The organism is Antribacter gilvus (assembly GCF_003946865.1).
In the GTDB taxonomy this organism is placed as follows: Bacteria; Actinomycetota; Actinomycetes; order Actinomycetales; family Cellulomonadaceae; genus Antribacter; species Antribacter gilvus.
Window position 1 is genome coordinate 105,580 of the sequence record NZ_QXTH01000005.1, and the last position, 24,571, is coordinate 130,150.

The following is a 24,571-nucleotide window of genomic DNA, read 5'->3' on the forward strand; positions in this document are numbered from 1 at the left end:
AGGCCGGGGTCGCGTGACGTGGAGCACTGCGGCCTGGGCCGTGACCTGGTACGCCAGTGGTGTGAGGGTGTCGTGTGAGCGTGTCGTTGACGGCGGCGCGCCGTGCGGATACGCAACAGGTCCGCCGTAGTATGGCGCGCACGGAAGAGCGACGGTGAGGCGGTGTTCGTGTCCACAGGACAGGAGGTCAGCTCCCGGGTCCTGACGGTGCCCAACGTGATCAGCCTGCTGCGTCTGGCGCTGGTGCCGGTGTTCGCGGTGCTGATCGTCGCCGGGCAGGACGTGTGGGCGTTGGTCGTGCTGGCGGTGTCGGGTGCGTCCGACTGGCTGGACGGCGTGCTGGCGCGGCGCCTGCACCAGGTCAGCAAGCTGGGGCAGATGCTCGACCCCGCGGCGGACCGCCTCTTCATCTTCGTGACCTTGCTGGGCCTGGCGTGGCGCGACGTGGTGCCCCTGTGGCTCGTGGTCGTGGTCGTGGTGCGCGACGTGATGCTGGCGTGCACGGTGCCGGTCCTGGCCCGCCACGGTTACGGGACGCTGAACGTGAGCCTGGTGGGCAAGGCGGCCACGTTCGCGCTGCTGTACGCGTTCCCGCTGCTGCTCCTGGCCGAGGTGCCGGGCGTCGTCGGCCAGGTGGCGCACGTGGTGGGCTGGGCGTTCACGTGGTGGGGCGTGGGCCTGTACTGGCTCGCGGGCCTGCAGTACGTGTCGCAGACGCGCCGGATCGCGGCTACGGCGGGGTGAGGCGGTGACGACGCAGTGGCGCGTGCGGCCCGACGCCTCGATGACCCTCCTGACCGAAGTGATGGAGCGACCGCTGGACCCGGGCTATGCCGAGGCTGCGGCACGTCGTGCCGCGGCAGGTGTGGCAGGCGCCGGGCGGGTCCGCCGCAAGCAGTCCCTGGTGGTCCTGTTCCTGCTCGCGGCGGCGCTGGGTCTGGTGACGGCCACCGCGACGCGGGAGTTGCGAGCGCCGCGGACGGAGATCGAGGCGGCGCGGGAGCTGCTGGCGGAGCAGATCACGGCGCGCACGGCTGAGGCGGAGGCGCTGACCTTGCGGTCGGTGACGCTGGGTGCGGAGGTGGACGGGCTGCAGCAGGCGGTGGGCGTGCCGCCGCTGGTCAGCGAGCGGGCGCGTCTGGACCGGATGGTGAACGGCTCGGCGCCGGTCACGGGTCCTGGCCTGGTGGTGTCGTTGACCGACGGCGGGGGCGGGCTCGTGGACCCGGCGGAGGCGGACCCGGACGCGCGGGTGCGTGACGTGGACGTCCAGGAGGTCGTGAACGCGTTGTGGGGGGCGGGCGCGGAGGCGGTGGCCGTGAACGGGCAGCGGCTGACGGCGCTGTCGGCGATCCGGAACGCGGGCGAGGCCATCCTGGTGGACCTGCAGCCGTTGAACGGTCCCACGTACGTGATCGAGGCGGTCGGCAACCCGGAGGAGCTGCAGGTGGAGTTCGCCCGGTCGAGCGCGACGCCGTACCTGCAGATGCTGGGCTCCCGGTACGGCATCAAGCAGAGCGTCATCACGCAGAGCGCGCTGAGGCTGCCGGGCGCCGGTGCGCGGCCGTTGCGGGCGGCGTCGGCGGTGGGCAGCTCGATCCCGAGCCCGGACGCCCCGGCGCCGGCCAGTACCGCACCATCGACCATGACGACCACGAGCGAGCCGTCGGCGACGCCGTCGCCCACCGGAGCAGGCCAGGAGGAGCAGGGATGATCGCAGTCGTAGGCCTCGCCATCGGGGTGATCGCCGGGCTGGTGCTCCAGCCCACGGTGCCGGTGGTGCTGCAGCCGTACCTGCCGATCGCGGTGGTCGCCGCGCTCGACGCGTTGTTCGGCGGCCTGCGTGCCCGGTTCGACGGCGTGTTCGACGACAAGGTGTTCCTGGTGTCGTTCCTGTCGAACATCCTGGTGGCCGCGTTCATCGTGTTCCTCGGTGACCAGCTCGGCGTGGGGAGCCAGCTCTCGACGGCTGTCGTGGTGGTCCTGGGCATCCGGATCTTCTCCAACGCGGCGTCGATCCGCCGGCACATCTTCAAGGCGTGAGGGCCCTGCGGGCCGGACGACGGCGTACGCCGGACCTGCGAGTGTGTTGAAGATGGATGACAGGGCAGTTGATTCGCTGAGCCCGAGGGATTCCGGCACGCTCTGCTGCATCACAGCAATCCGTTGGAGCGGGGCGTTGGGTGCGATCTCACGGAGCTTCGGGTTCGGGGACGACTACGACTCTGTCGATCGTGGTGTCCGAGCCGCCCTTTCAAGACATCAAGGTGGCGAGCTCCAGATCGATCGGGTCTCAGAGGGATTCGCATCGAGCTGGTATCTCGCCACGGTTCTCTTCACGAAGGGTGAGCTCGCGGCAATCTGTGTCAAAGGGCTTCACGTCTCGACCTTTGCAATAGTCACCGCGACAGAAGATTGCACCGGCCAGGTCCTGAGGACAGTGCTGGAGACGGCGATGGAAGCTGCACGTCTTTGGCACTGGCCGGTTGGACCGGTGCCATTCTCCGACCTTGCCGCATTTGAGTCGAAGTGCCAGGAGGAAGACATCGCGCAGATCATGTCCGGGGACATCGCTTCGTTGATTGCGCGAGCCGACGCGGAGTCTCGGATCCTCAGGTCCGTTGTCGAGGCGCGGCAGTCCCCGCCCGGGCGGCCGTGACTCGTCCCCGCCCGCCTGCTCCCCAAGCGGCCATCGTCAAGGCGTGCCGGCGCCGGCCCGGACTGCTTCGGTCATGGGGAACGCCACCTCGACGACGAGGCCGCCGTCGGGGCGCGGTCGGGCGGTGACCGTCGCGCCGTGGGCGCGGACGATCGCGCGGACGATCGACAGCCCGAGGCCGTGGTGCCCGTCGTCGGTGGTGCGGTGCAGCCGCTGGAACGACTCGAACAGCCCGTCGACCTGGCCGGCCGAGATGACCTCGCCGGTGTTGGTCACGGTGAGCACTGCTCGGCCGATCTTGCGGTGGACGCTCACCTCGACCGTGCCGCCGGGAACGTTGTGGTGGATCGCGTTGTCGCAGAGGTTGACGAGCAGCCGGCCGAGCAGCACCGGGTCGCCCGGTATCCACGTCGGCCGCAGGGACGTCTCCATGTGGATCCCGCGCCGCTGGGCCTCGGGTGCCCGCTCGCGAAGGGTGAGCTGAACAAGGTCGGCGATGTCGACCAGCTCGTCCGCACCGCGGCCCTGCTCGCTGCTGGACAGGATGAGCAGCGACTCCAGCAGCTGCGCGCGCTGGTCGCTGATCACCAGGAGCCGCTCGAAGCTCGACCGGAACGACTCCAGGTCGGCCTCCGGATCGATCAGCGGTTCCTCCAGCAGCGCGCGTTCGACGGTCAGCGGGGTACGCATCTCGTGGGCGGCGTTGGCGACGAACACCTTGTGCGCGTCGAGTGCGGTCCCCAGCCGGCCGAGCAGCCCGTCGACCGTGTCAGCCAGGTCCTTCAGCTCGGTACGGCGGCCGGGGAGGGCCAGCCGCTCGTGCACGTTGCGCTCGGAGATCTGGCGCAGGCGTTCCGTCATGGTGAGCACGGGGCGCAGCACGCGGCCGGCGATCAGCCAGCCGAGGAACAGCGAGATCAACGCCATGATGGCCAGCGCGATCAGCGGTTGCACCAGTCCGTCGTCGGAGGAGCCGACGGCATCGAGCGCCGGTGGGGGCAGCAAGTCGGCGTCGTCCCCGGGCGGCGGGGGAGAGGGTGCCGTCAGCTCTGAGAGGTCGGGCACCGGCAGCAGGTCGCCGCTCAGGCTCTCGGCGAGGGCCCACATGATGACCAGCAGGACCGCGCTCGACATCACCGAGACGAGGCAGTACAGCAGCGTCAGCCGGAGCCGGAGGGGATGGTCTGCGAGTCGCACGGTCAGATCCGGTATCCGGCTCGGGGCACCGTCTCGATGATCGGCGGGTCGCCGAGCTTGGCCCGCAGGCGGTTCACCGTGGCCTTGACCGTGGTGGTGAACGGGTCGGCGGCCTCGTCCCAGACCCGGTCGAGCAGCTCCTCGGCCGACACGGCCCGGCTGCCGCACGTCAACAGGTACTCCAGCACGGCGAACTCCTTGGGGCTCAAGGGGAGGCGGGCTCCGGCCCGGGTAGCGGTCCGCTGCGCCGGGTCGAGGCGGACGTCGGCGTGCACGAGCACCGGGGGCGCCGCAGGCTGCGAGCGCCGGGCCACGGCCCTGATCCGCGCGATCAGCTCGGCGTAGGCGAAGGGCTTGGCGAGGTAGTCGTCGGCCCCGAGACCCAGGCCTTCGACAAGGTTGGAGAGGGTGCCGGAGGCGGTCAGCATGAGCACCCGGCTCGTCGACCTGCGGTTGACGAGGGTGCGGCACACGTCGTCGCCGTGCACCACGGGCAGGTCCCGGTCGAGGACGATGACGTCGTAGGGGACCACGGCTGCCCGTTCGAGCGCCGCCCCGCCGTCGTAGGCGACGTCCACGGCCATGCCCTCGCGCCGCAGCACCCGGGCCACGGAGTCGGCCAGGTCCGGTTGGTCCTCGACCACGAGTACTCGCATCGCTCGCCTCCTGGTACCAGCAGCCGTCTGCCGTGTGGGTCAGGTGTTGCCGGACCGTGCCGGTCCCACGCTAACGGAGGGCCCGTCACAGCCGGGTCACAGCGGCGCGGACCGTGCTGTGACTGTCTGCCGCGTAGAAATCGTCGGTGACAGCACGAGTCCGAAGAACGCAGGAGGACCTGATGAGCCTGACCATCCACACGCAGGCGCTGAGCAAGCGCTATCGCCGCCGTCTCGCGCTCGACCGGTGCACGTTGTCGATCCCGGAGGGGCGGATCGTCGGCCTCGTCGGTCCCAACGGGGCGGGGAAGTCGACGCTGCTCGGGCTGGTGTCCGGCATGATCGCGCCGACGAGCGGGAGCGTCGAGGTGCTCGGTCACCGGCCGGCCGTCAGTGCCGACCAGCTGGCCCGGGTCGGTTTCGTCGCTCAGGACGCCCCGGTCTATCCCCGGCTCACCGTGGCCGACCACCTGAGGCTCGGCGCCCGGCTGAACCCCAGGTGGGACCAGGGGTTCGCGGAGCGGCGGATCCGTGCGCGTGGGCTGGACCTCGAGCAGAAGGCAGGGTCGCTGTCGGGCGGTCAGCGAGCCCAGCTCGCGCTGACGGCCGCCGCGGCCAAGCGGGGGGACCTGCTCGTCCTCGACGAGCCGGTCGCCGCGCTGGACCCGCTGGCCCGGCGCGGGTTCCTGCGAGACCTGCTCGACTTCGTCGACGAGCTGGACGTCAGCGTCGTGCTCTCGTCGCACCTGCTCGGCGACCTGGAGCAGGTCTGCGACCACCTCGTCGTGCTGGCCGCCGGCCGGGTGCAGATCTCGGGCGACGTCGCCGACCTGCTCGCCGTGCACCACCGGATCTCGCGTCGTACGGACGACCCGTTCCGGCTGCCGGCCGGGGCCGAGGTGATCCACGCCGAGCACTCCCGTGGCGAGTCGTCCGTGATCGTCCGGTCCGTCGACGCGCCGGTCCCCGGTGCCGAGGCGGTCGACCTCGAGGACCTGACCCTCGCCTACCTGACCCGGGCCGCGGCCGGGGCGCTGGACGGTTCGTCCGCAACGGTGGCGTCCGCAACGGTGGCGGGAGCGGACCGATGATCTGGCTGACCTGGCGGCAGTTCCGCGCCCAGACTCTGGTGGCCGTCGGTGCGCTGGCGCTGCTCACCGTCTATCTCGTCTACCTGGGCGGTGAGATCCGCACCTTCTACGACACGAGGATCGCCGGTTGTGAGGCCCAGGCGTGCGACGTCGCACGGATGGACCTCCGGGCCGGGTTCGACGACGCGATCTCGTTGATGGTGGTGCTGCTCATCGCCGTCCCCGGCCTGATCGGGGCTTTCTGGGGTGCGCCGCTGGTGGCCCAGGAGGTGGAGCAGCGCACCGACCGGCTGGTCTGGAACCAGAGCGTCACCCGGGCCCGGTGGCTGGCGGTCAAGCTCACCGTCGTCGGGCTGTTCAGCGGCGCGGTGGCGGGCTTGTTCAGCCTCCTGCTGACGTGGAGCGTGAGCAGGTACGACGAGGTGGTCGGCGAGCGGTTCGCGGCCCTCAGCTTCGACTCGCGCAACATCGTCCCGATCGGGTACGCGCTGTTCGCCTTCGTCCTCGGCACGGTCGTCGGCATGGTCGTCCGGCGCACCCTGCCGGCCATGGCGATCACCCTCGTCGTCTTCGCGGTCGTGCAGCTGCTGGTCCCGACGCTCGTGCGACAGAACCTGCTGCCCCCGGTCACCGAGACCGTCGCCATCGACCTCGCCGTCCTCGACAGTGGTGTCGGTCTCCACCTGAAGGACGACAACACGTTCGACATCCAGGGGTACGTTGCCGGAGGCAGCTGGCCGATGGAGTTCTCGTTCCCGATCTACGCGGCGGACGGATCGCCGTACGTCGGTGAGGATGCAGTGCCCTGCCTCATCCCCGACGACCCGGAGGTCGGCGACGCCTGCACCGTCGCGCAGGACCTGCACTTCGAGTACACCTACCAGCCGGGCAGCCGGTACTGGGCGTTCCAGTGGATCGAGCTGTCCTTGTTCGTGGCGCTCTCGCTGCTGCTGAGCGGGTTCGGGTTCCTCTGGCTCCGGCGCCGGTCCTAGCCGCAGCTCCTCGTGGTACCGCACGACGCCGGGACCCCTCGTGTCCCTGCACGGTGACACGTCGCCCACGAGTACAGTGGTGGCGATGCGCGGAGACACCAACACCCAAGGGTCTGGCTCCTTCGTGCCGGGCGAGCGGCCTGAGGAGAACTCGGACGACGTGGTGGAGGATCCGGACGCGACGGCCCCAGAACCCCAGCCAGAATCCCAGCCTGAGTCCCCGCCTCAGGAGCCCCGCTCGTGGCGTGTCCTGTGGGGCATGCTCCGCCCGCGGGGCACCCGGTCGGAGCTCCTGGCAGGCGTGCTGTGCCTGGCTCTCGGGTTCGCCCTCGCGGTCCAGGTGCGGCAGTCGGGCACGGACCAGCTGTCGTCGCTCCGACAGGACGAGCTGGTGCGGCTCCTCGACGAGGTGACGCAGCGCGCGGAGCAGCTCGACGCGGAGGTGGCGACCCTGGAGGAGGCGCGAGCAGACCTCCAGTCCGAGGGTGGCCAGGACCAGGCGGCGCTCGAGCTGGCCCAGCAGCGGGCCGAGCTGGAGGGCATCCTGTCCGGCCGGCTCCCCGCCGAGGGACCCGGCGTCCAGGTCGACGTGGAGGCGCAGCGCGGCCAGCTCAAGGCCTCGCAGATGTTCAACATGCTGGAGGAGCTGCGCAACGCGGGCGCCGAGGCCATGGAGATCAACGACGTGCGCATCGTCACCAGCTCGTACTTCGAGGACGCCGACGGCGAGATCGTGCTCGACGGCGACGTGCTCGACCGCCCCCACCAGTGGGCCGTGATCGGCGATCCCGAGACGATCGACCGCGCGCTCGAGATCCCCGGCGGAGCCCTGCCGACCCTGCGCACAGCGGGCGCCCGGACCACCACGACACAGCTCGACCACGTCGAGGTCGACGCCGTGAAGCAGCCGGAGGAACCCGAGTACGCGCGTCCCGCTCTGCAGGACGGATCCGGCGGCTGAGGCGGACCGGCATGCGAACGGGCTCTGACGTGGGTAGTTTTCCCCCGTGCGCTTCACGCACACCATCGCGTCGGGGTAGGTTGAGTGGACCCCCCAGCAGCGAAGAAACCAACCGAGGAGACCAGATGACGGACCCCAGCGCCCACCCTCATCCGGTCAGCGCCGATACAACGGCCAACCTGGGACGTATCGCCTTCCCGACGTCGGACGACCAGGCGCCCCGCACAGCGCTGAGCCCGGAGGAGGCAGCGGCTGTCGCCGCCCTGCCACGGCACTCCGCGCTGCTCATCGTGCAGCGTGGCCCCGGGTTCGGCGCGCGGTTCCTGCTGGACTCCGACCGCTCCGTCGCAGGCCGCAGCGAGCAGGCCGACATCTTCCTCGACGACGTGACCGTGTCGCGCAAGCACGCGGAGTTCGTCCGTGACGGCGACACGTTCGCCGTGCGTGACATCGGCTCGCTGAACGGCACCTACGTGAACCGCACGCGCATCGACGCGGCGTCGCTCACCACGGGGGACGAGGTGCAGATCGGCAAGTTCCGGCTGACGTTCCACGCGAGCCCGCAGGCGCCGGTCCAGTGGGGCGCGGGGACGCCGGCGTCGTGACCACAGGCGCCGCGCGCGACCGCGGCAGCCGGCACGAGCTCGACGCCGGGCTGGAGCCGGCGGTCGAGCCCTGGCCTCGGGGGATCTCCCGCCAGGCCACCATGCGGATCAGCGACGTCCTGCGCGTCCTGGGCGCGGAGTTCGGGTCTGTCAGCCACTCGAAGCTCCGCTTCCTCGAGGAGCAGGGCCTCATCGACCCTGTCCGCACGCCCTCCGGCTACCGCCAGTACAGCCCGGCCGACGTCGAGCGGCTGCGCTTCGTGCTCACCGAGCAGCGCGACTCCTACCTGCCGCTCAAGGTCATCAAGGAGCGCCTCGCGGCGATGGACGCGGGGGAGGAGTCCGAGCACCCCGCCCCGCGGCTGGCCCCCGGTGGCTCCGCCGCGCCCGCACGCCGTCGCTGGACCGTCGCGTCGGTGGCCGACGTCACGGGCGCCGAACCAGCCTTCGTCGAGGACCTCGTGCGCGCCGGCGTGCTGCAGACCGAGGGTGGGGACCGGCTCGCCCCCGGCTCTGTCGACGTGGTCAGGATCGCGAGCGCCCTCGCCGAGTACGGCATCGAGCCCCGGCACCTGAGAACGTTCCGCACGGCCGCGGACCGGCAGGTGGCCCTCGTCGACCAGGTCGTGGCGCCATTGCGGAGCCAGCAGTCGTCTGCGGCCCGTGGCCAGGCCGCGACGATGGCCTCCGAGATCGGTGAGCTGTTCACGCGGCTCCACGCCGCCTGGGTGCGTCAGGGCGTCGACGAGCTCGCCTGAGCCTCCGGCCGGGTCCTGCCTCCAGGGGCTGTGGGCGCGCCGTGCACCCGCCCGCGTCGTACCGTGAAGAAGTGACCCCGGACGACGTGCCGATGGTGCCCATGGAGGTGCTCGGTGTACGCCAGCAGCAGCGGGACCGCGAGATCGTGGTCCTGCTGCTGGATGCTGCTGCCGACCTGGCGGTGCCGATCGTGATCGGATCGCGGGAGGCGAGCGCCATCGCGATGGCGCAGGCAGGCCTCAACACCCCCCGCCCCATGACCCACGACCTGTTGCGCGACCTGCTCTCCGCCGTGGGCGTGGACCTGGAGCGGGTCGAGATCGTCGCCCTCGAGGGCGGGATCTACTTCGCTGAGCTCGTGCTCAGCAACGGCGTGCGGCTCGACTCGCGAGCCTCCGACGCCATCGCGCTGGCGGTGCGCACCGACAGCCCTGTCCTCTGTTCCGCGGAGATCGTCGCCCTGGCGGGCGTCGAGGTGGTCGACGTGGACCAGCAGCGGGAGGTCGAGAAGTTCCGGGACTTCCTCGACCACGTCACCCCCGAGGACTTCTCGGGGCACACCGGCCAGGAGGGCGGGGAAGGCTCAACCTCAACCTGAGGTTGAGGTTGAGGGTTGCGGGCGAAGGTTGCAGGGAGGAGTCGCAAACCGGTGCAATGCCGCGCCGCGGCGCGACACGCCGGAGGCCGTTCAGGGGCAGCGTCGTTGACCTCCCCGGGGACGGCACCTAGCGTGTAGACGACACCCCAGGAGGCACAGTGAACACCAGCGGTGAGGTCAGAGCCGAGCACGGTGCGGTCCCGCACGGCGCCCAGGGTCTCCTCTTCGGTGAGGACCTGACGGAGCAGGACTCGTCGACGGGCTACCGCGGCACCACAGCGTGCCGCGTCGCGGGCATCACGTACCGACAGCTCGACTACTGGGCGCGCACGGGTCTCGTCGAGCCGAGCATCAAGCCGGCCACCGGCTCGGGCACGCACCGGCTCTACAGCTTCCGGGACATCCTGGTCCTCAAGGTCGTCAAGCGGCTCCTCGACACCGGCGTCTCCTTGCAGCAGATCCGCAGCGCGGTGACACACCTCCGCGAGCGCGGGGTGGACGACCTGGCGCAGATCACGCTGATGTCCGACGGTGCGAGCGTGTACGAGTGCACGTCGCCCGACGAGGTCGTGGACCTGGTGCAGGGCGGGCAGGGCGTGTTCGGTATCGCCGTCGGCCGGGTGTGGCGCGAGATCGAGGGCACGCTCGCCGAGATGCCCACGGAGTCCCTCGACGGCGACGACGTGCCCGAGGTGGAGGGCGACGAGCTCGCCGAGCGGCGCCGCACCAAGGCACGCGCGGCCGTCTGAACGTCTAGCCTGAGGACGTGCAGCTCACCTTCCACGGACACGCCTGCGTAGCCCTCACCGACGAGGGGACGCGCATCGTCATCGACCCCGGGACCTACTCGGACACCGCAGCCGCGCTCGCCGGCGCGACCGGCGTCCTCGTGACGCACGACCATGCCGACCACGTGGACGCCGGCCCGGTCGTCGGCGCGCTGGGCCTGCGGCCCGGGCTCGAGGTGTGGGCCACCGGCCCGGCCCGCGAGGTTCTCCTGAGGGCCGGTGCTCCCGCGGACCGCGTGCACGAGACGACGCCCGGTGAGACGTTCCGCGTCGGCGACGCGACCGTCACGGCCGGCGGGGGCCGGCACGCGGAGATCCACCGCGACGTGCCGCGCGCGGTGAACGTCACGTACCTCGTCCGGCTGGGCGGGACGAGCGTCTACCACCCAGGCGACTCGTTCGAGCTCCCACCACCCGTGGAGGGCGGGGTCGACGTCCTGCTGACCCCGGTGTCCGCTCCCTGGCTCAAGATGGGCGAGGTCATCGACTTCACGCGCGCCACGCCGGCCCGGATCGTCGTACCGGTGCACGACGCGTTCCTGTCCGAGCTGGGTCACGCGCTCACGGCCCGGTGGCTCGACACCCCCAACCGCCTCGGCGGCGCGCACGCCTACGTACGCCTCGCGCAGGGCGAGTCCTGGCACTCCTGAGGTCAGAGGAGGGGGCGCAGCGGCGTGATCAGGGTCTCGCCCACCTTGGCCAGGTGCGAGCGCCGCTCCCACTCGTCGAGCGTGAGCTCCCGCGCGTTGGAGAGGTCCATGCGGAAGATGTCCTCCATGCGGGCCGCGAGGCCGGGGTCGATGATCTCGAGGTTGACCTCGTAGTTGCCGGTGAGGCTGAGGCGGTCGATGTTCGCGGTGCCGACGGTGGTCCAGCGCCCGTCGATGGTGGCGGTCTTGGCGTGGACCATGGCGCCCTGGTACAGGAAGATCCGGACGCCGCCGCGCAGGAGGGTGGTGTAGTGGCCGCGGGCGAGCCAGTCGGCGACGACGTGGTTGGAACGCTCGGGGACGACGACGCGGACGTCGACCCCTCGCCGGGCGGCTGCGAGGAGCGCGGCGAGGATGTCGTGGTCGGGGATGAAGTACGCCTGCGTGATGGAGACGTGGGAGACGGCCCGGTCGATGGCGTCGAGGTAGAGGCCGCGGATCGGGAAGACGAGCTCGGAGGGCGCGTTGCGGGCGGCCTTGAGGTGGGGGAGCCAGTCGTGGGAGCCGTGGTCGCGCAGGACGGGCAGCTTGGTGGTGCGGTGCCGGTTCCAGAAGTCGACGAACGCGTTGCGCAGCTCCCAGACGGCGGGCCCGCGGAGGCGGAGGTGCGTGTCGCGCCACTGGGTGGCGTAGAGACTTCCGAGGTTGTATCCACCGACGAAGCCGATCTCGTCGTCGACGACGAGGATCTTGCGGTGGTCGCGACCGGAGCGGCGCACGTCGAGCATGAGGAGCCCGGGGCGCATCGCGGGGAAGCGCAGCACGTGCAGGTTGGGCGGGAACCGGAAGAACGAGAACGGGACGACGAGGTTGGCGAAGCCGTCGTACGTCACGTAGACGTGGACGCCGCGGTCGGCGGCGTCGACGAGGGCCTGCTTGAACTCCTGCCCGACCTCGTCGTCCTTCCAGATGTACGTCTCGAGCATGACGGTGTGCCGGGCGCCGCGGATGGCTTCGAGCATCGCGGCGAAGAGGTCGGAGCCGTAGGTGTAGACCGTGGTCTCGGTGTCGCCGACCTGCTCCGTGAGGGGCTTCTCCGTGGGGAACTTCGCGGTGAGCGGGTGCAGGCGCCGGCGCACCTTGTCGGTGATGGTCAGCGCGGCGGCCGCCACGAGGGGCACTGCCGCGGCGACGATGGCTGTCCGGGCGGCCATGGTCCGGAGGGACCTCAGGGTCTCAGGTGGCACGTTGAGGGTGAGACCGGGGATCAGTCGCGTCTGCACGGGACTCACGGTACCTGCTGAGCAGGGACGGGACGGGCGGTTCGGGGTGCTTCTGGGGGTGTTTTCCGGGGTTCTCGGGGTGCGGGGGCGTCGGGGGAGCCGAGCGCGCCGCTCAGGGGGTGGGAGCGGATGGCTGCGGTGAGCTCGCCCTCGATGCGGTCGAGGTAGACGCCGGTGGTCGCGATGGACGCGTGCCCGAGCAGCTCCGCGACCACCTTGACGTCCCACCCGTCGGCGACGAGCAGGGTCGCGGTGGTGTGGCGCAGGGCGTGGGGTGTCGCCTCGCGGCGGTAGGCGGGCGGCATCTTGTCGACGGCGCGGCGCAGCAGGTCGCGGACCGCCTGGGTGTCGATCCGGCGGCCGCGCCACGACAGCAGGAGGGCGCGCTGCGCGTCGGTGTCGTGCGGGCGGCGGGCGGCGAGGACGGGCCTCAGCCGCTCCAGGTAGTCGTCGAGCGCGCGGGCGAGCGGCGGGCTGAGCGTGACGGTCCGGACATGGCCGCCCTTGCCGTGGATGCGCCAGCGGGTGTGGTCCGGCTCGCGGGCCACGTCCGCGACGTCGGCCCGGGCCAGCTCCGAGACGCGCGGCCCGAGCACCAGGAGCAGCGCCACGACGAGCCGGTCGCGCAGGGCGAGGTCCTGGTCGGTCCGGGCTCCGCGGTTGCCCGACGCCGGTCGCTCGCCCTGGGCGGTCGAGGTCGCGTCGGTCGTGGCGACCTCGAGCAGCGAGCGGGCCGCGCCGGCCGACAGGGCGGTCCGGGCGGTGCGCAGCCCGCCGCGGACCTTCGCCGGCGGGGAGGCCCACTGCATGGGGTCGGCCTGCACCCAGCACTCGCGCACGGCGTGGGAGAAGAACCGGGTCAGGGACTGCCGAAACCGGTTGACGGTCGCGGTCGACCGCCCGGGGCCGCTCTTGCGCCCCGGGTCGGTGTAGCGGGCGTCGGGGGCAGACTGGTAGCGGACGAGAAGGTGGTCCACGTCGGGTCCCGTGACGTCGTCGAGGACGCGGTCGCCGCCGGCGAGACGGACGAACTCGGTCACGTCGCGCGTGTAGCTGCGGGCCGTGGCGGGGGAGAGGACGCCCCGGACGGTCTCCACCTCGACGGTCGCGAGGTAGCGGCGTGACGCCTCGGCGACCGTGATGCGGTCCAGGCGTGGGGGAGCGACCACAGGATCCTCCTCATCGGGCTAGTGGACTGATGCTGACCTGCGCAGACACTACGACGCACCACTGACACGCCGCCCGACATGCCGGATGTGACCGTTGTGTTGCGCTATACACCATTGTATAGAACATTCGTTCGCCCCGCGTGGTGGCACGCACCGGGGAGGGGTGGCCCTGACGGACGGGTGCACAAGAGGCGCGGCGACATGCCGGGGCGAGTGCCGCCGTCGGGCACCGGGACCTGGGAGCATCGGGACGGCGGGGGTGTGGGCCACGACGGAGGGAACCGGGATGAGCGGCACGGGTTCGGGGGGCGTCCTGGCGACGCGGCTGTGGATCTGGGGGGTCGGCGCAGTCGTTGCCGCCGCGGTGCTGACGGCGCCGCTCGTCCGGTCGACGGCCTGCGCCGAGACCGGCTCGGCCTGCCTCGCGGAGGTGAGGAGCCTCGTGGGCATCCCCACGAACTGGTCGGTGTTCGGGATCGCCGTGGTGCTCACGCTGGCGGGCCTGTACCTGACGATGCGCCGCAAGCCCGAGAGGAAGGCGCCGTGATCGAGGCCGGGCTGTTGCAGGTCGGGCTCGTGCTCGCGGGGCTCGCCGCCCTGCTGCACCTGTACATCTTCGTGCTCGAGTCGCTCGCATGGACCAGCCCCCGGGCGCGCAAGACCTTCGGCACGAGCCGCGAGGAGGCGGCGGCCACGCGCGAGCTGGCGTTCAACCAGGGCTTCTACAACCTGTTCCTGGCGATCGCCACGGTGGCGGGCATCGTCTTCGTCCAGCAGGCGCACACCGTGGTCGGCGCGACGCTGATCTTCACCGGTACGGGCTCGATGGTGCTCGCCGGGCTCGTGCTGCTGCTGTCGTCCCCGGACAAGAGGCGGGCGGCGCTGACACAGCTCACGCCAGCGCTGCTCGCGGTCGTCGTTCTGGCGATCGCGCTGCTCATGCTGCGGACGTCCTACCCCGGCGGACTGACATAATGTGCATTATCGGTTACTTGGGCGACGCCCGAAGCGGGCGTCAGAAGCGTGCCGAGAACGCCCCGTCGCTCTGGAGCAGCTGCCCGGAGATCCACCGGCCCTCGGGCGAGACCAGGAACGACACGACGCTCGCGATGTCCTTCGGCGTGCCGAGCCGGCCCAGCGGATGCTGCTCGGTGAGCGCGGCGCGCATCCCGTCGTCCATCCAGCCCGTGTCGACCGGCCCCGGGTTGAGGACGTTCGCCGAGATGCCTCGAGGTCCCAGCTCGCGCGCGGCCGAGATGACGATGCGGTCCAGCGCGCCCTTCGAGGCTCCGTACGGCAGGTTCCCGGTGGTGTGGTCGCTCGTGAGGGCGACGATCGCTCCGCCGTCGGCCGCGGTCTGTCGCGCGAACGCGGCGATGAGCAGGAGGCTCGCGCGCGTGTTGACGGCGACGTGCAGGTCGAAGCTCTCGGCCGTCGTGTCGAGGATTCCTGAGGTGACGTCGTGCGCGTGGCTGAGCACGAGCGCGCCGATCGGGCCGCGCTCCCGGCTGACCGTCTCGATCAGCTCCGTGGGGCCGGTCGGCGTGGAGAGGTCGCACGGGTAGTCGCCCACCTCGAGGTCGCTGGTGACGACGTCCCAGCCGTCCGACGCGAGGCGGGGTGCGATACCGGCGGCGATGCTGTTGGCGCGTGCTGCTCCGGTGATCAGGGCGAGAGGCATGGTCAGAGGGTAGCGACCACTCGGGCCGCCTGGCGCAGGTCCGACCGGATCGCCGTCGGCGCCAGCGTGCGCAGCGCCGCGGCCAGCCAGCGCGGACGGCCCTGCACGTCGACCGTCACGCCGAGCGCCGTGCGGGACGGCGCGCCCGGCACCGGGTCGAACGTCAGCGCGAGCGTCGCCACGAGCCCGTGCCAGCGAGCGACCTCTGCCCAGGCGCCCGCTCCCCCGGCGCCGTCCGGCGGCTCAAACCGGACAATCTCCATAGAGGATTCGCCGCCGACCGCCATCCGGTCGGCCCACCGGGTGCCGATACGCGGCGGGCCGTCGTCGAGGAGCCGCACGGAGCGGAGGCTCGACTGCCACTGCGGGCGGTGGCGCGGGTCCCCGAGGTAGTCGAAGAGCCGGGCGGGGGGCGCCGCGATAGTCACCACGAAGGTCTGCATCAGGCGGCGCCCCTGACCGTCAGGCGCCGACGTACTCGGCCAGGTGCTCCCCCGTCAAGGTCGCCCGTCCGGCGACCAGGTCGGCAGGCGTCCCCTCGAAGACGATGCGGCCGCCGTCGTGGCCGGCACCCGGGCCGAGGTCGATGATCCAGTCCGCGTGGGCCATGACCGCCTGGTGGTGCTCGATCACGATGACCGACTTGCCCGAGTCGACCAGGCGGTCCAGGAGGCCCAGCAGCTGCTCGACGTCGGCGAGGTGCAGGCCCGTCGTCGGCTCGTCGAGCACGTAGACGTCGCCCTTCTCCCCCATCTGCGAGGCGAGCTTCAGGCGCTGGCGCTCACCGCCCGACAGGGTCGTGAGCGGCTGCCCCAGGGAGAGGTACCCAAGGCCGACGTCGGCCAGGCGCTGCAGGATCGCGTGGGCCGCCGGGATCCGGGACTCCCCCGCCGAGAAGAACTCCTCTGCCTCGGTCACGGGCATCTCGAGGACCTCGCTGATGTTCTTGCCGCCGAGGCGGTAGTCGAGCACCGCCGCCTGGAACCGCTTGCCGCCGCACTCCTCGCACGGCGTGGAGACCGTCTCCATGAAGCCCAGCTCGGTGTAGACCACGCCGTTCCCGTTGCACGACGGGCACGCACCCTCGGAGTTGGCCGAGAAGAGCGCCGGCTTGACCCCGTTCGCCTTCGCGAACGCCTTGCGGATGGGCTCGAGCAGCCCCGTGTACGTGGCGGGGTTGCTGCGCCGGGAGCCCCGGATCGCGCTCTGGTCGATGGTGACGACCTCGTCGCGCGGCGCCACGGACCCGTGGATCAGAGAGCTCTTGCCGGAGCCCGCCACGCCGGTCACGACGACGAGGACGCCGAGCGGGAGGTCGACGTCGACGTCCTGCAGGTTGTGCATGGTCGCGCCGCGGACCTCGAGCGCGCCTGACCCGGTGCGCACGGTCTCCTTGAGCGCGGCCCGGTCGTCGAGGTGCCGTCCGGTGACCGTGTCGCTCTTCCGGAGCTCGTCGACGGTGCCCTCGAAGCAGATGGTGCCGCCGCCCGTGCCGGCGCCGGGACCCAGGTCGACGACGTGGTCGGCGATGGCGATGGTCTCGGGCTTGTGCTCCACCACCAGCACCGTGTTGCCCTTGTCCCGCAGCCGCAGGAGCAGGTCGTTCATCCGGGCGATGTCGTGCGGGTGCAGCCCGATCGTGGGCTCGTCGAAGACGTAGGTGACGTCCGTGAGCGAGGACCCGAGGTGCCGCAGCATCTTGATGCGCTGCGACTCGCCGCCGGACAGCGTGCCCGACGGGCGGTCGAGGCTCAGGTAGCCGAGCCCCAGCTCGACGAACGAGTCGAGGTTCTCCCCCAGGCCCTTGAGCAGCGGCTTCGCGGCGGGCAGGTCCAGCCCGCGCACCCACGCCGCGAGGTCGGTGATCTGCATGGTGCAGACGTCGGCGATCGACTTCCCCTCGATCTTCGACGAGCGCGCAGCCTCCGACAGCCGCGTGCCGTCGCAGTCCGGGCAGGTGCCGAACGTCGCCGCCCGCTCGACGAACGCACGGATGTGCGGCTGCACCGCGTCGAGGTCCTTGGAGAACATGGACTTCTGGATCTTGGGGATCAGGCCCTCGTAGGTCAGGTTCATGTTCTGGACCTTGACCTTGGTGGGCGCCTTGTAGAGGAAGTCGTCGAGCTCCTTCTTCGTGTAGTCGCGGATCGGCTTGTCCGGGTCCACGAAGCCCGATTCCGCGAAGCCGCGCACCATCCAGCCGTCAGCCGTGTAGCCGGGCACCTTGATGGCGCCCTCGGCGAGCGACTTCGAGTCGTCGAACACCTCGGACAGGTCGATGTCCGAGACGGAGCCGCGGCCCTCGCAGCGCGGGCACATGCCGCCGAGGTAGATCACGTCGCGCACCACGGCCTTCTCGACGCGTCCGCCCTTCTCCGTGCTCATCACCCCGCTCGCCCTGCTCGTCGGGATGTTGAACGAGAAGGCGGTGGGCGGGCCCACGTGCGGCTCCCCCAGCCGGCTGAACAGCATGCGGAGCATCGCGTTCGCGTCCGTGACCGTGCCCACCGTCGAGCGCGGGTTCGCGCCCATCCGCTCCTGGTTGACGATGATCGCCGTGGTCAGCCCGTCGAGCAGGTCCACGTCGGGCCGCGCGAGCGTCGGCATGAAGCCCTGCACGAAGGTGCTGTACGTCTCGTTGATCATCCGCTGCGACTCCGCGGCGATCGTGTCGAACACCAGGGAGCTCTTGCCGGAACCCGAGACGCCCGTGAACACCGTCAGGCGGCGCTTCGGGATCTCGACGTCCACGTCCTTGAGGTTGTTCTCCCGCGCGCCCTGCACGCGGATCAGGTCATGGGTGTCGGCCACGTGCGGGGTGGCCGCCCGGGTGCCGGTGTCGGTGCTCGTGGCTTTGCTCATCCTGTATCCCTCTGGTGGTGGCATGAATCCTCGGACGCACATGGCGGTCGGCGCTCCCGCGCCCTAGCGCTGCTGGATGCGGACCATGTTGCCCGCCGGGTCCCGGAAGGCGCAGTCGCGCACCCCGTAGTCCTGGTCGATCGGCTCCTGGACGACGTCGGCCCCCGCGGCCTGGATCCGCTCGAAGGCCGAGTCGAGGTCGTCGGCCGAGAGGACCACGCTCGCGTAGGTGCCCTTGGCCATCATCTCGGTGATCGTACGGCGCTCGTCGTCCGTGATGCCCGGGTCCGCGGCCGGCGGGTGCAGCACGATCGACGTGCCGGCTCCCCCGGCCGGGCCGACCGTGATCCAGCGCATCCCGCCGTACCCGACGTCGTTGCGGACCTCGAAACCGATGACGTCCCGGTAGAAGGCCAGGGCCGCGTCCGGGTCGTCCTGCGGAAGGAACGTGTGGTGAAGGTTGATGTCCATGGCGGCAACGCTAGGCGGGGCTCGTCGCCGGTGCTTCTCGATTCCTGACCGGTCTCGTGACCTTCTTCGCCTCGCACGGCGGGATGCCGGCGGCCGCGAGCGCCGCGTCGCGCTTGTAGGTGCTGGGTGGGATGCCGACGAGCTCGGTGAAGCGGGTGCTGAAGGTGCCGAGGGAGGAGCAGCCGACCTCGAAGCAGACGTCGGTGACGCTGAGGTCGCCGCGGCGGAGGAGCGTCATGGCGCGTTCGATGCGGCGGGTCATGAGGTAGCTGTAGGGGGATTCTCCGTAGGCGGCCTTGAACTGGCGGCTGAGGTGGCCGGCGGAGACGTGGATGTCTCGGGCGAGGGCTTCGACGTCGAGGGGTTGGGCGTACTCGCGGTCGATGCGGTCGCGGACGCGGCGCAGGAGGGCGAGGTCGCGGAGGTGTTGGGGTGCCTCTCTGCTGGTCACGTCTAGATCGTGTCACGGGTGTCTGACGTTGTCGTGGGTGGGTGGGGTCTCCCCTGGTTCGGGGCTGGTCGGGAACGCTGACGCGGTCTTGACCGTTATGTCAGCAACGGGCGGATCGTCGGCTCGGGTGTTTGTCGCGTCGCACAGCGGATCCACAGGCCGCTCCTCAGGTTCGCGCACCTTCGCCCGCGATGCTGTTCGTCCAGGAGACCTGAGGGAAGGAACCGGATGCTCGTAGAGACCGCTGCTGAGGCGCGGCCCGTCGTCGTGGGGCCGGACGGCTCCCCCGGCACCCCGTTGTTCGTCCTGGTCGGTGGTGTGCCGGGCGCTGGGAAGAGCACGCTCCTCGCCCGGATCGCGGGCGAGGGCGGTGGGGCGACCGTCGTCGACCCTGACGTGCAGAGGCGGTGGTTCGCGGCGGTGCTGCCGTCGTGGGTGCCGTACCGGTCGTACCGGTACGTGGTGCACACGGTGCACGCGCTGCGGACGCTCTGGCAGGTGCTGCGTGGGCCGGCCCGCGAGCGCCGGGTGCTGATGGTGCATGATCCGGCGACGCGGCCGCGTCGGCGGGAGGTGCTGGCGCGGTTGGCGCGTGCGCGGGGGTGGCGGCCGGTTCTGGTGGTGATCGACGTGCCGATGGAGGCGGCGCTCGCGGGTCAGCTGGAGCGGGGTCGTGTGGTGGGTTCGCGGTCGTTCGCGGGGCACTGGGAGCGGTGGTCGGCGCAGCGGTCGGGCCTGGCGGGGGCGGCGGTGGGCCAGGGGTCGGCGGGTGCGTGGGCGGGGGTGCACGTGGTCGGGCGTGCGTCGGCGTTGTCGCAGGTGAGGGTGTTGCTGGGTGGGTGAGTCGAGGTCACGATCGCGCATCCTTCGGGGGCGGTGCGCAACGTTCCTGGCTGGTGGTGCGTGGTAGTGGGTATGGGGAACACGAGTTGGTTCGAGGACAGTGCTGCTGCGACGTCGGCCCGTCGGGTCGATGTTGAGGTGGTGCCGACGCCCCGCTGGACGCCGCTCCTGGTGGCGACGGGCAGCGTGCTGGGGCTTCTGGTTGCGTTTGCCGTGGTCGTGGCGCAGGTCCTGGAGGACCTGACCGTCGCGCTGGGCTGACCTGATCGCGTGGGGCGGGCGCCTGGCGTGCGCCCCACGCTCTGGCCGGGACGGTCCTACCGCCAGCCCAGCTCTGGTGCGACGTGCTTGACGACGTTCTCCAGCACGTGTGCGTTGTAGTCCACGCCGAGCTGGTTCGGCACGGTCAGCAGCAGGGTGTCCGCGGCGGCGACTGCCTCGTCCTCGGCGAGCTCGCGGATCACCTGGTCCGGCTCCCCCGCGTACGTCTTGCCGAACCGGGCGCGGACCCCGTCGATGATCCCCACCTGGTCGGAGTCGCCGGCCTCGCGCCCGAAGTAGGCGCGGTCCCGGTCGTCGGTGATGGGGAAGATGGACCGGCTCACCGACACCCGAGGCTCGCGCGCGTGGCCGGCAGCCTTCCACGCGTCGCGGAACCGCTGGATCTGCTCGGCCTGCAGCTGGTGGAACGGCACGCCGGTGTCTTCGGTCAGGAGGGTCGAGCTCATCAGGTTCATGCCCTGCTGGGCGGTCCACTCCGCCGTGGCACGCGTCCCGGCGCCCCACCAGACGCGGTCCCGCAGCCCGTCCGACCACGGCTCGACCCGCAGCAGGCCGGGCGGGTTCGGGAACATGGGCCGCGGGCTCGGCTCCGCGAACCCTTCCCCCTCGAGCACCTTCAGGAACACCGCTGTGTGGTCGCGCGCCATGTCGGCGTCGGACTGGCCCTCGGACGGCTCGTACCCGAAGTACCGGTACCCCTCGACGACCTGCTCGGGTGACCCACGGCTGATGCCGAGCTGCAGCCGTCCGCCCGAGACGAGGTCTGCGGCGCCGGCGTCCTCCGCCATGTACAGCGGGTTCTCGTACCGCATGTCGATCACGCCCGTGCCGATCTCGATCCGGCTCGTGCGCGCCCCGACGGCCGCGAGCAGCGGGAAGGGCGACGCGAGCTGCCGGGCGAAGTGGTGCACGCGGAAGTAGGCGCCGTCGGCGCCCAGCTCCTCCGCGGCCACGGCCAGCTCGATCGACTGCAGCAGGGCGTCCGACGCCGTCTGCACCTGCGAGGCAGGCGACGGCGTCCAGTGGCCGAAGGACAGGAACCCGATCCGTTTCACACCACGATTGAACACCCGGCGCCCGGCGGGCGCTCAGGCCGGGCGCCGGGCGCTCAGGGCCGGCGCTCACACCGCGCGCTCACGCCGGGGCGAGCCGTGCCTGCTCTCGCACGGCGTCCGCGACCGCCTCGGCGACCCGGTGGTCGAACACGCCCGGGATGATGTACGCGCTGTTCAGCTCCTCCGGCCCCACGACCTCGGCGATCGCGACCGCCGCGACGCGCAGCATCTCCGTGGTGATGTCCGTGGCTCCCGTGTCGAGGAGCCCGCGGAACAGCCCCGGGAACGCCAGCACGTTGTTGATCTGGTTCGGGTGGTCGCTGCGGCCCGTGGCCACCACGGCGGCGGTCTGCGCGGCCGCGCGGGGGTCCACCTCCGGCGTGGGGTTGGCCAGGGCGAACACGATCGCGCCGTCGGCCATCTGCGCCACGTCGTCCCCGGTGAGGATGTCGCCCGACGATACCCCGACGAACACGTCCGCGCCCTTGAGCCCGTCCTGCAGCGAGCCGGAGAAGCCGTCCTCGTTGGTGTTGTCGATGATCCAGCCGCGGTGCGGGTCGTCCGTGGGCCGGCCGCGGTGCAGCGCCCCGTCCCGGCCGAACGCGACGATGTGCCGCGCGCCCTGCGCCTTGAGCAGCCGGATGATCGCGTTCCCCGCCGCGCCCACCCCCGACACGACGATCCGCACCTCGTCGAGCGACTTGCCCACGACCTTCAGCGCGTTGATCAGCGCGGCCAGGACCACGATCGCCGTTCCGTGCTGGTCGTCGTGGAACACCGGGATGTCGAGCTCCTCACGGAGCCGCGCCTCGATCTCGAAGCAGCGCGGCGCGGAGATGTCCTCGAGGTTCACCCCGCCGTACACCGGCGCGAGCGCCTTGACGATCATGATGATCTCCTCGACGTCCTTCGTGTCCAGGCACACCGGCCACGCGTCCACGCCACCGAACTCCTTGAACAGCGCCGCCTTGCCCTCCATCACGGGCAGGGCCGCGGCCGGGCCGATGTCGCCCAGGCCCAGAACGGCGGTCCCGTCCGTCACCACGGCCACCGTGTTGCGCTTGATCGTCAGCCGGCGCGCGTCCTCCGGGTTCTCCGCGATCGCCAGGCACACCCGGGCCACTCCCGGCGTGTATGCACGCGACAGGTCCCGGCGCGTCTTGAGCGGCACCTTCGTCGTGACCTCGATCTTGCCGCCCAGGTGCATGAGGAACGTCGAGTCGCTCCACTTGTGGACCCGTGCGCCCTCGATCGCGTTGACGGCGTCGACCACCCGCTCGCCGTGCTCCGCGTCGATCGTGTCGCAGGTGACGTCCATGACGAGCCCGTGCGACGTCGAGTGCGCGATGTCGACGCCCATCACCTGGGCGCCGGTGTCGGACACCGCGGTCACGACGGTGCTCGTCGCGCTCTGGGAGGCCGGCACCTCCACTCGCAGGGTGATGGTGTAGCTCGGGCTGGGCATGGACATGCGGAACTCCTGGGCTTCTTCGGGGGGCGCGCGACGGTGCGGGCGGACCAGTAGTACCGCTCCCGGGCCGCGAGCGCCAGGCGGGGTTGTGGAGCTGTGGTTCAGCGTGTTGCGGTACCGGCGACGGCGCGGGCGATGGTGCGGCGCATCATGGAGCGCAGGATGGGCGCGTGGAGGGCGCCGACGGGGGCCCAGTAGAGGCGGCCGCGCCAGCCGTGGAGCGTGACGACGGTGGTGACCTGGAAGAGGCCGTCGTCGACGGCCACGCCGGCCCAGAAGTCGAGGTGGGTGTCGCTCTCGTGGGCCATGACCTCGCGGTCGTCGGCGGCGTCCTGCGCGAAGACGTCGGGGCCGGTGCGGTGGGTGCTCGCGCCGACGATCCCGGCGACGAGCTGTCGTACGCCCATGAGGGCCTTGACGGGCCAGGGTGCGGACCCGAAGGCGAAGAGCTCGCGGAGCCACCACGCGGGGTCGGTGGGCAGCCCGGGCGGCAGGGGCAGGGCCTGGACGTCGATGACGTCCGGGTCGGGGCACGCGTCGATCGCGAGGGACCTCATGGTCCGAGTGTGCCGGTCCGTGGGCGTCGGGGACAGGCCCCCGCGCCGGGCTGGAGAATGTCGGTGTGCGGATCACCCTCGACTCCCCCGTGCGCGACGACGTCGCGGCCCTCCTCGACGAGCACCTCGCCGACATGTACGCGACGTCCCCGCCGGAGAGCGTGCACGCTCTGGACCACTCGGCGCTCCTCGCGCCGGGCATCACGTTCTGGACGGCCCGGGACGACGACGGCACGGTCCTGGGCTGCGGTGCGCTCAAGGAGCTGCCCGGGGTCGACGGCGGGGCGCCCGAGGCGGAGATCAAGTCCATGCGGACGGCCGCGAGCGCGCGTGGCCGTGGGGTGGCGTCGGCGGTGCTCGAGGTGCTGCTGGCGGAGGCGGTGTCGCAGGGCTACGGGCGGGTGAGCCTGGAGACGGGGTCGCAGGACTTCTTCGCGACGGCGCGGCGCCTGTACGGGCGGTACGGGTTCGCGGAGTGCGGGCCGTTCGGCGACTACGTGGCGGACCCGAACAGCGTGTTCATGACGCGTCTGCTGGGCTGACTCTGCCGGTCAGGCGGTCGGCGTCTGCGCCCCGGGCGTCCAGGACGCGGTTCAGGAGGGTCCGGTGCGGGTGCAGCCGCGCCTCCTCGTCGGTGAGCCTGCCCTCCGCGACCAGCCCGGTGACCATCGTGTGGTCGGTCGTCAGGAGCGTGGCACCGTCGCGGACGAGCCAGAGGCGCGAGTCGCCCACGTGCAGGGTGTGGAGCTGGTCCCCGTCGAGGAGCACGGCCGTGAGGGTGGTGCCCTCGGGGTCCGGGCGGGGCGAGCGCGCCGCCAGGGCTCGGACGGCGTCGTCGAGCACCTCGTCGAGGCGTGCCGCGGCAGGCAGGTCCGGCCGGGCGGGCAGGTCCAGCGCCGCGAGACCCGCGAGCGCGAGGTGGGCGGGGCCGTCGTCGGGCCCGAAGCCGTCCGCGACGGCCAGGCACGTGGTGCCGGCGAAGGCGGCGTCCTGCTGGGCAGGTCGGGCTCCCTGGCCGAGGCGGACCGCCGAGCGGAACCGGAGGGTGCTGGTCGGGGTGGTCATAGAGGTCTCCCTCGATCTGAGGTCGGCGACGAGAGCGGACACCACGGCGCGCCGGGAGGCCAGGTCGGCCTCCTCCTGGCGCCAGTACGCCTCGACCTCGCGGGCGGCGGCGTGGGGCGGCAGGTCCGTGACCGCACGGATGCGGGCCAGGGGCATGCCGACCAGGCGCAGCCGGGCCACCAGGCCCGCCCGCCCGAGCTGAGCGGGCGTGTACCAGCGGTACCCCGTGAACGGGTCCACGTGATGGGGCGGGAGCAGGCCGAGCTCGTCGTACAGGCGCAGGGCCTTGGGCGTCAGCCCGCTGGCACGGGCGAAGTCGCCGATGCTCAGGTGCTCCATGGCGTCATCCTCGTCTGCCGGTGGCGGTCACCGGCAGGACGACCCTCGGCGTTGCCCCAGGGGGAAGGTCAATGGGGTTGCGTAGA

The 24,571-nt window shown here is 71.4% G+C and carries 30 protein-coding genes; 17 read left to right on the forward strand and 13 right to left on the reverse strand.

Features of this window, described 5'->3' with window-relative positions; translation table 11 throughout:
- Positions 1-168: 168 nt before the first annotated feature.
- From clsA to D1350_RS10225, 4 genes are read left to right on the forward strand one after another with little or no spacing between them, the layout of a single operon-like run.
- Entirely contained in the window at positions 169-744 is a 576-nt protein-coding gene (clsA, locus tag D1350_RS10210; protein WP_125775900.1) for a cardiolipin synthase ClsA, read from the forward strand.
- A 4-nt stretch (positions 745-748) separates the two neighbouring features.
- Positions 749-1,714 carry a DUF881 domain-containing protein gene (locus D1350_RS10215; protein WP_240644025.1) on the forward strand — a complete coding sequence of 322 codons (966 nt, stop codon included), beginning with the start codon at positions 749-751 and terminating at the stop codon, positions 1,712-1,714.
- Positions 1,711-2,043, forward strand: coding sequence for a small basic family protein (locus tag D1350_RS10220; RefSeq protein ID WP_125775901.1), 333 nt, complete (start codon positions 1,711-1,713; stop codon positions 2,041-2,043). Before D1350_RS10215 ends, D1350_RS10220 begins: the two co-directional genes overlap by 4 nt.
- Positions 2,044-2,095: 52 nt before the next feature.
- A complete protein-coding gene (locus tag D1350_RS10225) occupies positions 2,096-2,659 on the forward strand; it encodes a hypothetical protein (protein WP_125775902.1) in 564 nt (187 codons plus the stop codon).
- Between the two features lie 36 nt (positions 2,660-2,695).
- On the opposite strand, the gene D1350_RS10230 is transcribed toward D1350_RS10225, so the two are convergent.
- Complete coding sequence (locus tag D1350_RS10230) at positions 2,696-3,856, reverse strand: sensor histidine kinase (RefSeq protein WP_125775903.1); 1,161 nt, start codon at positions 3,854-3,856, stop codon at positions 2,696-2,698.
- Between the two features lie 2 nt (positions 3,857-3,858).
- Complete coding sequence (locus D1350_RS10235; protein ID WP_125775904.1) at positions 3,859-4,512, reverse strand: response regulator transcription factor; 654 nt, start codon at positions 4,510-4,512, stop codon at positions 3,859-3,861.
- A gap of 182 nt (positions 4,513-4,694) precedes the next feature.
- Here D1350_RS10235 and D1350_RS10240 point away from each other — a divergent pair, with 182 nt between their 5' ends.
- From D1350_RS10240 to D1350_RS10275, 8 genes are all read left to right on the forward strand, one after another.
- The gene (locus D1350_RS10240; protein ID WP_125775905.1) at positions 4,695-5,603 is read left to right on the forward strand and encodes an ABC transporter ATP-binding protein; all 909 of its coding nucleotides are present in this window, start codon (positions 4,695-4,697) and stop codon (positions 5,601-5,603) included.
- Complete coding sequence (locus D1350_RS10245; RefSeq protein ID WP_125775906.1) at positions 5,600-6,595, forward strand: ABC-2 transporter permease; 996 nt, start codon at positions 5,600-5,602, stop codon at positions 6,593-6,595. Before D1350_RS10240 ends, D1350_RS10245 begins: the two co-directional genes overlap by 4 nt.
- Before the next feature lie 85 nt (positions 6,596-6,680).
- Complete coding sequence (locus D1350_RS10250; protein ID WP_125775907.1) at positions 6,681-7,556, forward strand: DUF881 domain-containing protein; 876 nt, start codon at positions 6,681-6,683, stop codon at positions 7,554-7,556.
- Positions 7,557-7,681: 125 nt separating this feature from the next.
- Entirely contained in the window at positions 7,682-8,161 is a 480-nt protein-coding gene (locus D1350_RS10255; protein ID WP_125775908.1) for an FHA domain-containing protein, read from the forward strand.
- Positions 8,158-8,919: a transcriptional regulator FtsR gene (gene ftsR, locus D1350_RS10260; protein WP_240644026.1), complete on the forward strand. Its 762-nt coding sequence runs from the start codon at positions 8,158-8,160 to the stop codon at positions 8,917-8,919. The genes D1350_RS10255 and ftsR overlap by 4 nt, the downstream gene beginning before the upstream one ends.
- A 92-nt stretch (positions 8,920-9,011) precedes the next feature.
- A complete protein-coding gene (locus D1350_RS10265; RefSeq protein WP_125776108.1) occupies positions 9,012-9,518 on the forward strand; it encodes a bifunctional nuclease family protein in 507 nt (168 codons plus the stop codon).
- Between the two features lie 158 nt (positions 9,519-9,676).
- A complete protein-coding gene (locus D1350_RS10270; protein ID WP_125775910.1) occupies positions 9,677-10,267 on the forward strand; it encodes a MerR family transcriptional regulator in 591 nt (196 codons plus the stop codon).
- A 17-nt stretch (positions 10,268-10,284) separates the two neighbouring features.
- Entirely contained in the window at positions 10,285-10,956 is a 672-nt protein-coding gene (locus D1350_RS10275; protein ID WP_125775911.1) for an MBL fold metallo-hydrolase, read from the forward strand.
- A 2-nt stretch (positions 10,957-10,958) separates the two neighbouring features.
- On the opposite strand, the gene D1350_RS10280 is transcribed toward D1350_RS10275, so the two are convergent.
- Positions 10,959-12,170, reverse strand: coding sequence for a phospholipase D-like domain-containing protein (locus D1350_RS10280; protein ID WP_125776109.1), 1,212 nt, complete (start codon positions 12,168-12,170; stop codon positions 10,959-10,961).
- 74 nt (positions 12,171-12,244) lie between these two features.
- The gene (locus D1350_RS10285; RefSeq protein WP_125775912.1) at positions 12,245-13,408 is read right to left on the reverse strand and encodes a tyrosine-type recombinase/integrase; all 1,164 of its coding nucleotides are present in this window, start codon (positions 13,406-13,408) and stop codon (positions 12,245-12,247) included.
- Positions 13,409-13,694: 286 nt separating this feature from the next.
- On the opposite strand from D1350_RS10285, the gene D1350_RS10290 reads away from it, so the two are divergent.
- Positions 13,695-13,955 (forward strand): hypothetical protein, encoded by a 261-nt coding sequence (locus D1350_RS10290; protein ID WP_125775913.1) that lies wholly within the window; start codon positions 13,695-13,697, stop codon positions 13,953-13,955.
- Positions 13,956-13,966: 11 nt separating this feature from the next.
- On the forward strand, positions 13,967-14,383 hold the full coding sequence (locus tag D1350_RS10295) for a DUF1304 domain-containing protein (protein WP_125776110.1): 417 nt from the start codon (positions 13,967-13,969) through the stop codon (positions 14,381-14,383).
- Between the two features lie 40 nt (positions 14,384-14,423).
- On the opposite strand, the gene D1350_RS10300 is transcribed toward D1350_RS10295, so the two are convergent.
- The 5 genes from D1350_RS10300 to D1350_RS10320 all read right to left on the reverse strand — a co-directional run bounded on the left by D1350_RS10300 (position 14,424) and on the right by D1350_RS10320 (position 18,873).
- Positions 14,424-15,089, reverse strand: coding sequence for an SDR family oxidoreductase (locus D1350_RS10300; RefSeq protein WP_125775914.1), 666 nt, complete (start codon positions 15,087-15,089; stop codon positions 14,424-14,426).
- 2 nt (positions 15,090-15,091) lie between these two features.
- Complete coding sequence (locus D1350_RS10305; protein ID WP_125775915.1) at positions 15,092-15,532, reverse strand: SRPBCC family protein; 441 nt, start codon at positions 15,530-15,532, stop codon at positions 15,092-15,094.
- A gap of 19 nt (positions 15,533-15,551) precedes the next feature.
- A complete protein-coding gene (locus tag D1350_RS10310) occupies positions 15,552-17,951 on the reverse strand; it encodes an ATP-binding cassette domain-containing protein (RefSeq protein ID WP_125775916.1) in 2,400 nt (799 codons plus the stop codon).
- A 63-nt stretch (positions 17,952-18,014) separates the two neighbouring features.
- Positions 18,015-18,422, reverse strand: coding sequence for a VOC family protein (locus D1350_RS10315; RefSeq protein WP_125775917.1), 408 nt, complete (start codon positions 18,420-18,422; stop codon positions 18,015-18,017).
- Positions 18,423-18,432: 10 nt separating this feature from the next.
- On the reverse strand, positions 18,433-18,873 hold the full coding sequence (locus D1350_RS10320) for a helix-turn-helix transcriptional regulator (RefSeq protein ID WP_125775918.1): 441 nt from the start codon (positions 18,871-18,873) through the stop codon (positions 18,433-18,435).
- Between the two features lie 228 nt (positions 18,874-19,101).
- On the opposite strand from D1350_RS10320, the gene D1350_RS10325 reads away from it, so the two are divergent.
- Together D1350_RS10325 and D1350_RS10330 are read left to right on the forward strand one after the other, a co-directional pair.
- Positions 19,102-19,716, forward strand: coding sequence for an AAA family ATPase (locus tag D1350_RS10325; protein WP_125775919.1), 615 nt, complete (start codon positions 19,102-19,104; stop codon positions 19,714-19,716).
- A gap of 72 nt (positions 19,717-19,788) precedes the next feature.
- Entirely contained in the window at positions 19,789-19,977 is a 189-nt protein-coding gene (locus tag D1350_RS10330; protein ID WP_125775920.1) for a hypothetical protein, read from the forward strand.
- 56 nt (positions 19,978-20,033) lie between these two features.
- On the opposite strand, the gene D1350_RS10335 is transcribed toward D1350_RS10330, so the two are convergent.
- From D1350_RS10335 to D1350_RS10345, 3 genes are all read right to left on the reverse strand, one after another.
- Positions 20,034-21,053, reverse strand: coding sequence for an LLM class flavin-dependent oxidoreductase (locus D1350_RS10335; RefSeq protein ID WP_125775921.1), 1,020 nt, complete (start codon positions 21,051-21,053; stop codon positions 20,034-20,036).
- Positions 21,054-21,132: 79 nt separating this feature from the next.
- Positions 21,133-22,524: an NAD-dependent malic enzyme gene (locus D1350_RS10340; protein WP_125775922.1), complete on the reverse strand. Its 1,392-nt coding sequence runs from the start codon at positions 22,522-22,524 to the stop codon at positions 21,133-21,135.
- 101 nt (positions 22,525-22,625) lie between these two features.
- A complete protein-coding gene (locus tag D1350_RS10345; RefSeq protein ID WP_125775923.1) occupies positions 22,626-23,081 on the reverse strand; it encodes a DUF2867 domain-containing protein in 456 nt (151 codons plus the stop codon).
- A gap of 65 nt (positions 23,082-23,146) precedes the next feature.
- Between D1350_RS10345 and D1350_RS10350 the strand changes: the two genes are divergently transcribed.
- Positions 23,147-23,623: a GNAT family N-acetyltransferase gene (locus D1350_RS10350; RefSeq protein ID WP_240644028.1), complete on the forward strand. Its 477-nt coding sequence runs from the start codon at positions 23,147-23,149 to the stop codon at positions 23,621-23,623.
- Here D1350_RS10350 and D1350_RS10355 read toward each other — a convergent pair.
- Positions 23,601-24,485, reverse strand: coding sequence for a MerR family transcriptional regulator (locus D1350_RS10355; RefSeq protein ID WP_125775924.1), 885 nt, complete (start codon positions 24,483-24,485; stop codon positions 23,601-23,603). The genes D1350_RS10350 and D1350_RS10355 overlap by 23 nt on opposite strands.
- Positions 24,486-24,571 lie beyond the last annotated feature (86 nt).

Excerpts from the sequence above, each read along its gene's own strand:
- D1350_RS10265 (WP_125776108.1), top strand. The coding sequence starts at position 9,012 with ATGGTGCCCATGGAGGTGCTCGGTGTACGCCAGCAGCAGCGGGACCGC.
- D1350_RS10300 (WP_125775914.1), bottom strand. The coding sequence starts at position 15,089 with ATGCCTCTCGCCCTGATCACCGGAGCAGCACGCGCCAACAGCATCGCC.
- D1350_RS10340 (WP_125775922.1), bottom strand. The coding sequence starts at position 22,524 with ATGTCCATGCCCAGCCCGAGCTACACCATCACCCTGCGAGTGGAGGTG.
- D1350_RS10305 (WP_125775915.1), bottom strand. The coding sequence starts at position 15,532 with ATGCAGACCTTCGTGGTGACTATCGCGGCGCCCCCCGCCCGGCTCTTC.
- D1350_RS10325 (WP_125775919.1), top strand. The coding sequence starts at position 19,102 with ATGCTCGTAGAGACCGCTGCTGAGGCGCGGCCCGTCGTCGTGGGGCCG.
- D1350_RS10255 (WP_125775908.1), top strand. The coding sequence starts at position 7,682 with ATGACGGACCCCAGCGCCCACCCTCATCCGGTCAGCGCCGATACAACG.
- D1350_RS10220 (WP_125775901.1), top strand. The coding sequence starts at position 1,711 with ATGATCGCAGTCGTAGGCCTCGCCATCGGGGTGATCGCCGGGCTGGTG.
- D1350_RS10280 (WP_125776109.1), bottom strand. The coding sequence starts at position 12,170 with ATGGCCGCCCGGACAGCCATCGTCGCCGCGGCAGTGCCCCTCGTGGCG.
- D1350_RS10245 (WP_125775906.1), top strand. The coding sequence starts at position 5,600 with ATGATCTGGCTGACCTGGCGGCAGTTCCGCGCCCAGACTCTGGTGGCC.
- D1350_RS10315 (WP_125775917.1), bottom strand. The coding sequence starts at position 18,422 with ATGGACATCAACCTTCACCACACGTTCCTTCCGCAGGACGACCCGGAC.
- D1350_RS10240 (WP_125775905.1), top strand. The coding sequence starts at position 4,695 with ATGAGCCTGACCATCCACACGCAGGCGCTGAGCAAGCGCTATCGCCGC.
- D1350_RS10290 (WP_125775913.1), top strand. The coding sequence starts at position 13,695 with ATGAGCGGCACGGGTTCGGGGGGCGTCCTGGCGACGCGGCTGTGGATC.
- D1350_RS10345 (WP_125775923.1), bottom strand. The coding sequence starts at position 23,081 with ATGAGGTCCCTCGCGATCGACGCGTGCCCCGACCCGGACGTCATCGAC.
- D1350_RS10225 (WP_125775902.1), top strand. The coding sequence starts at position 2,096 with ATGGATGACAGGGCAGTTGATTCGCTGAGCCCGAGGGATTCCGGCACG.
- D1350_RS10250 (WP_125775907.1), top strand. The coding sequence starts at position 6,681 with ATGCGCGGAGACACCAACACCCAAGGGTCTGGCTCCTTCGTGCCGGGC.
- D1350_RS10310 (WP_125775916.1), bottom strand. The coding sequence starts at position 17,951 with ATGAGCAAAGCCACGAGCACCGACACCGGCACCCGGGCGGCCACCCCG.
- D1350_RS10235 (WP_125775904.1), bottom strand. The coding sequence starts at position 4,512 with ATGCGAGTACTCGTGGTCGAGGACCAACCGGACCTGGCCGACTCCGTG.
- D1350_RS10330 (WP_125775920.1), top strand. The coding sequence starts at position 19,789 with ATGGGGAACACGAGTTGGTTCGAGGACAGTGCTGCTGCGACGTCGGCC.
- D1350_RS10355 (WP_125775924.1), bottom strand. The coding sequence starts at position 24,485 with ATGGAGCACCTGAGCATCGGCGACTTCGCCCGTGCCAGCGGGCTGACG.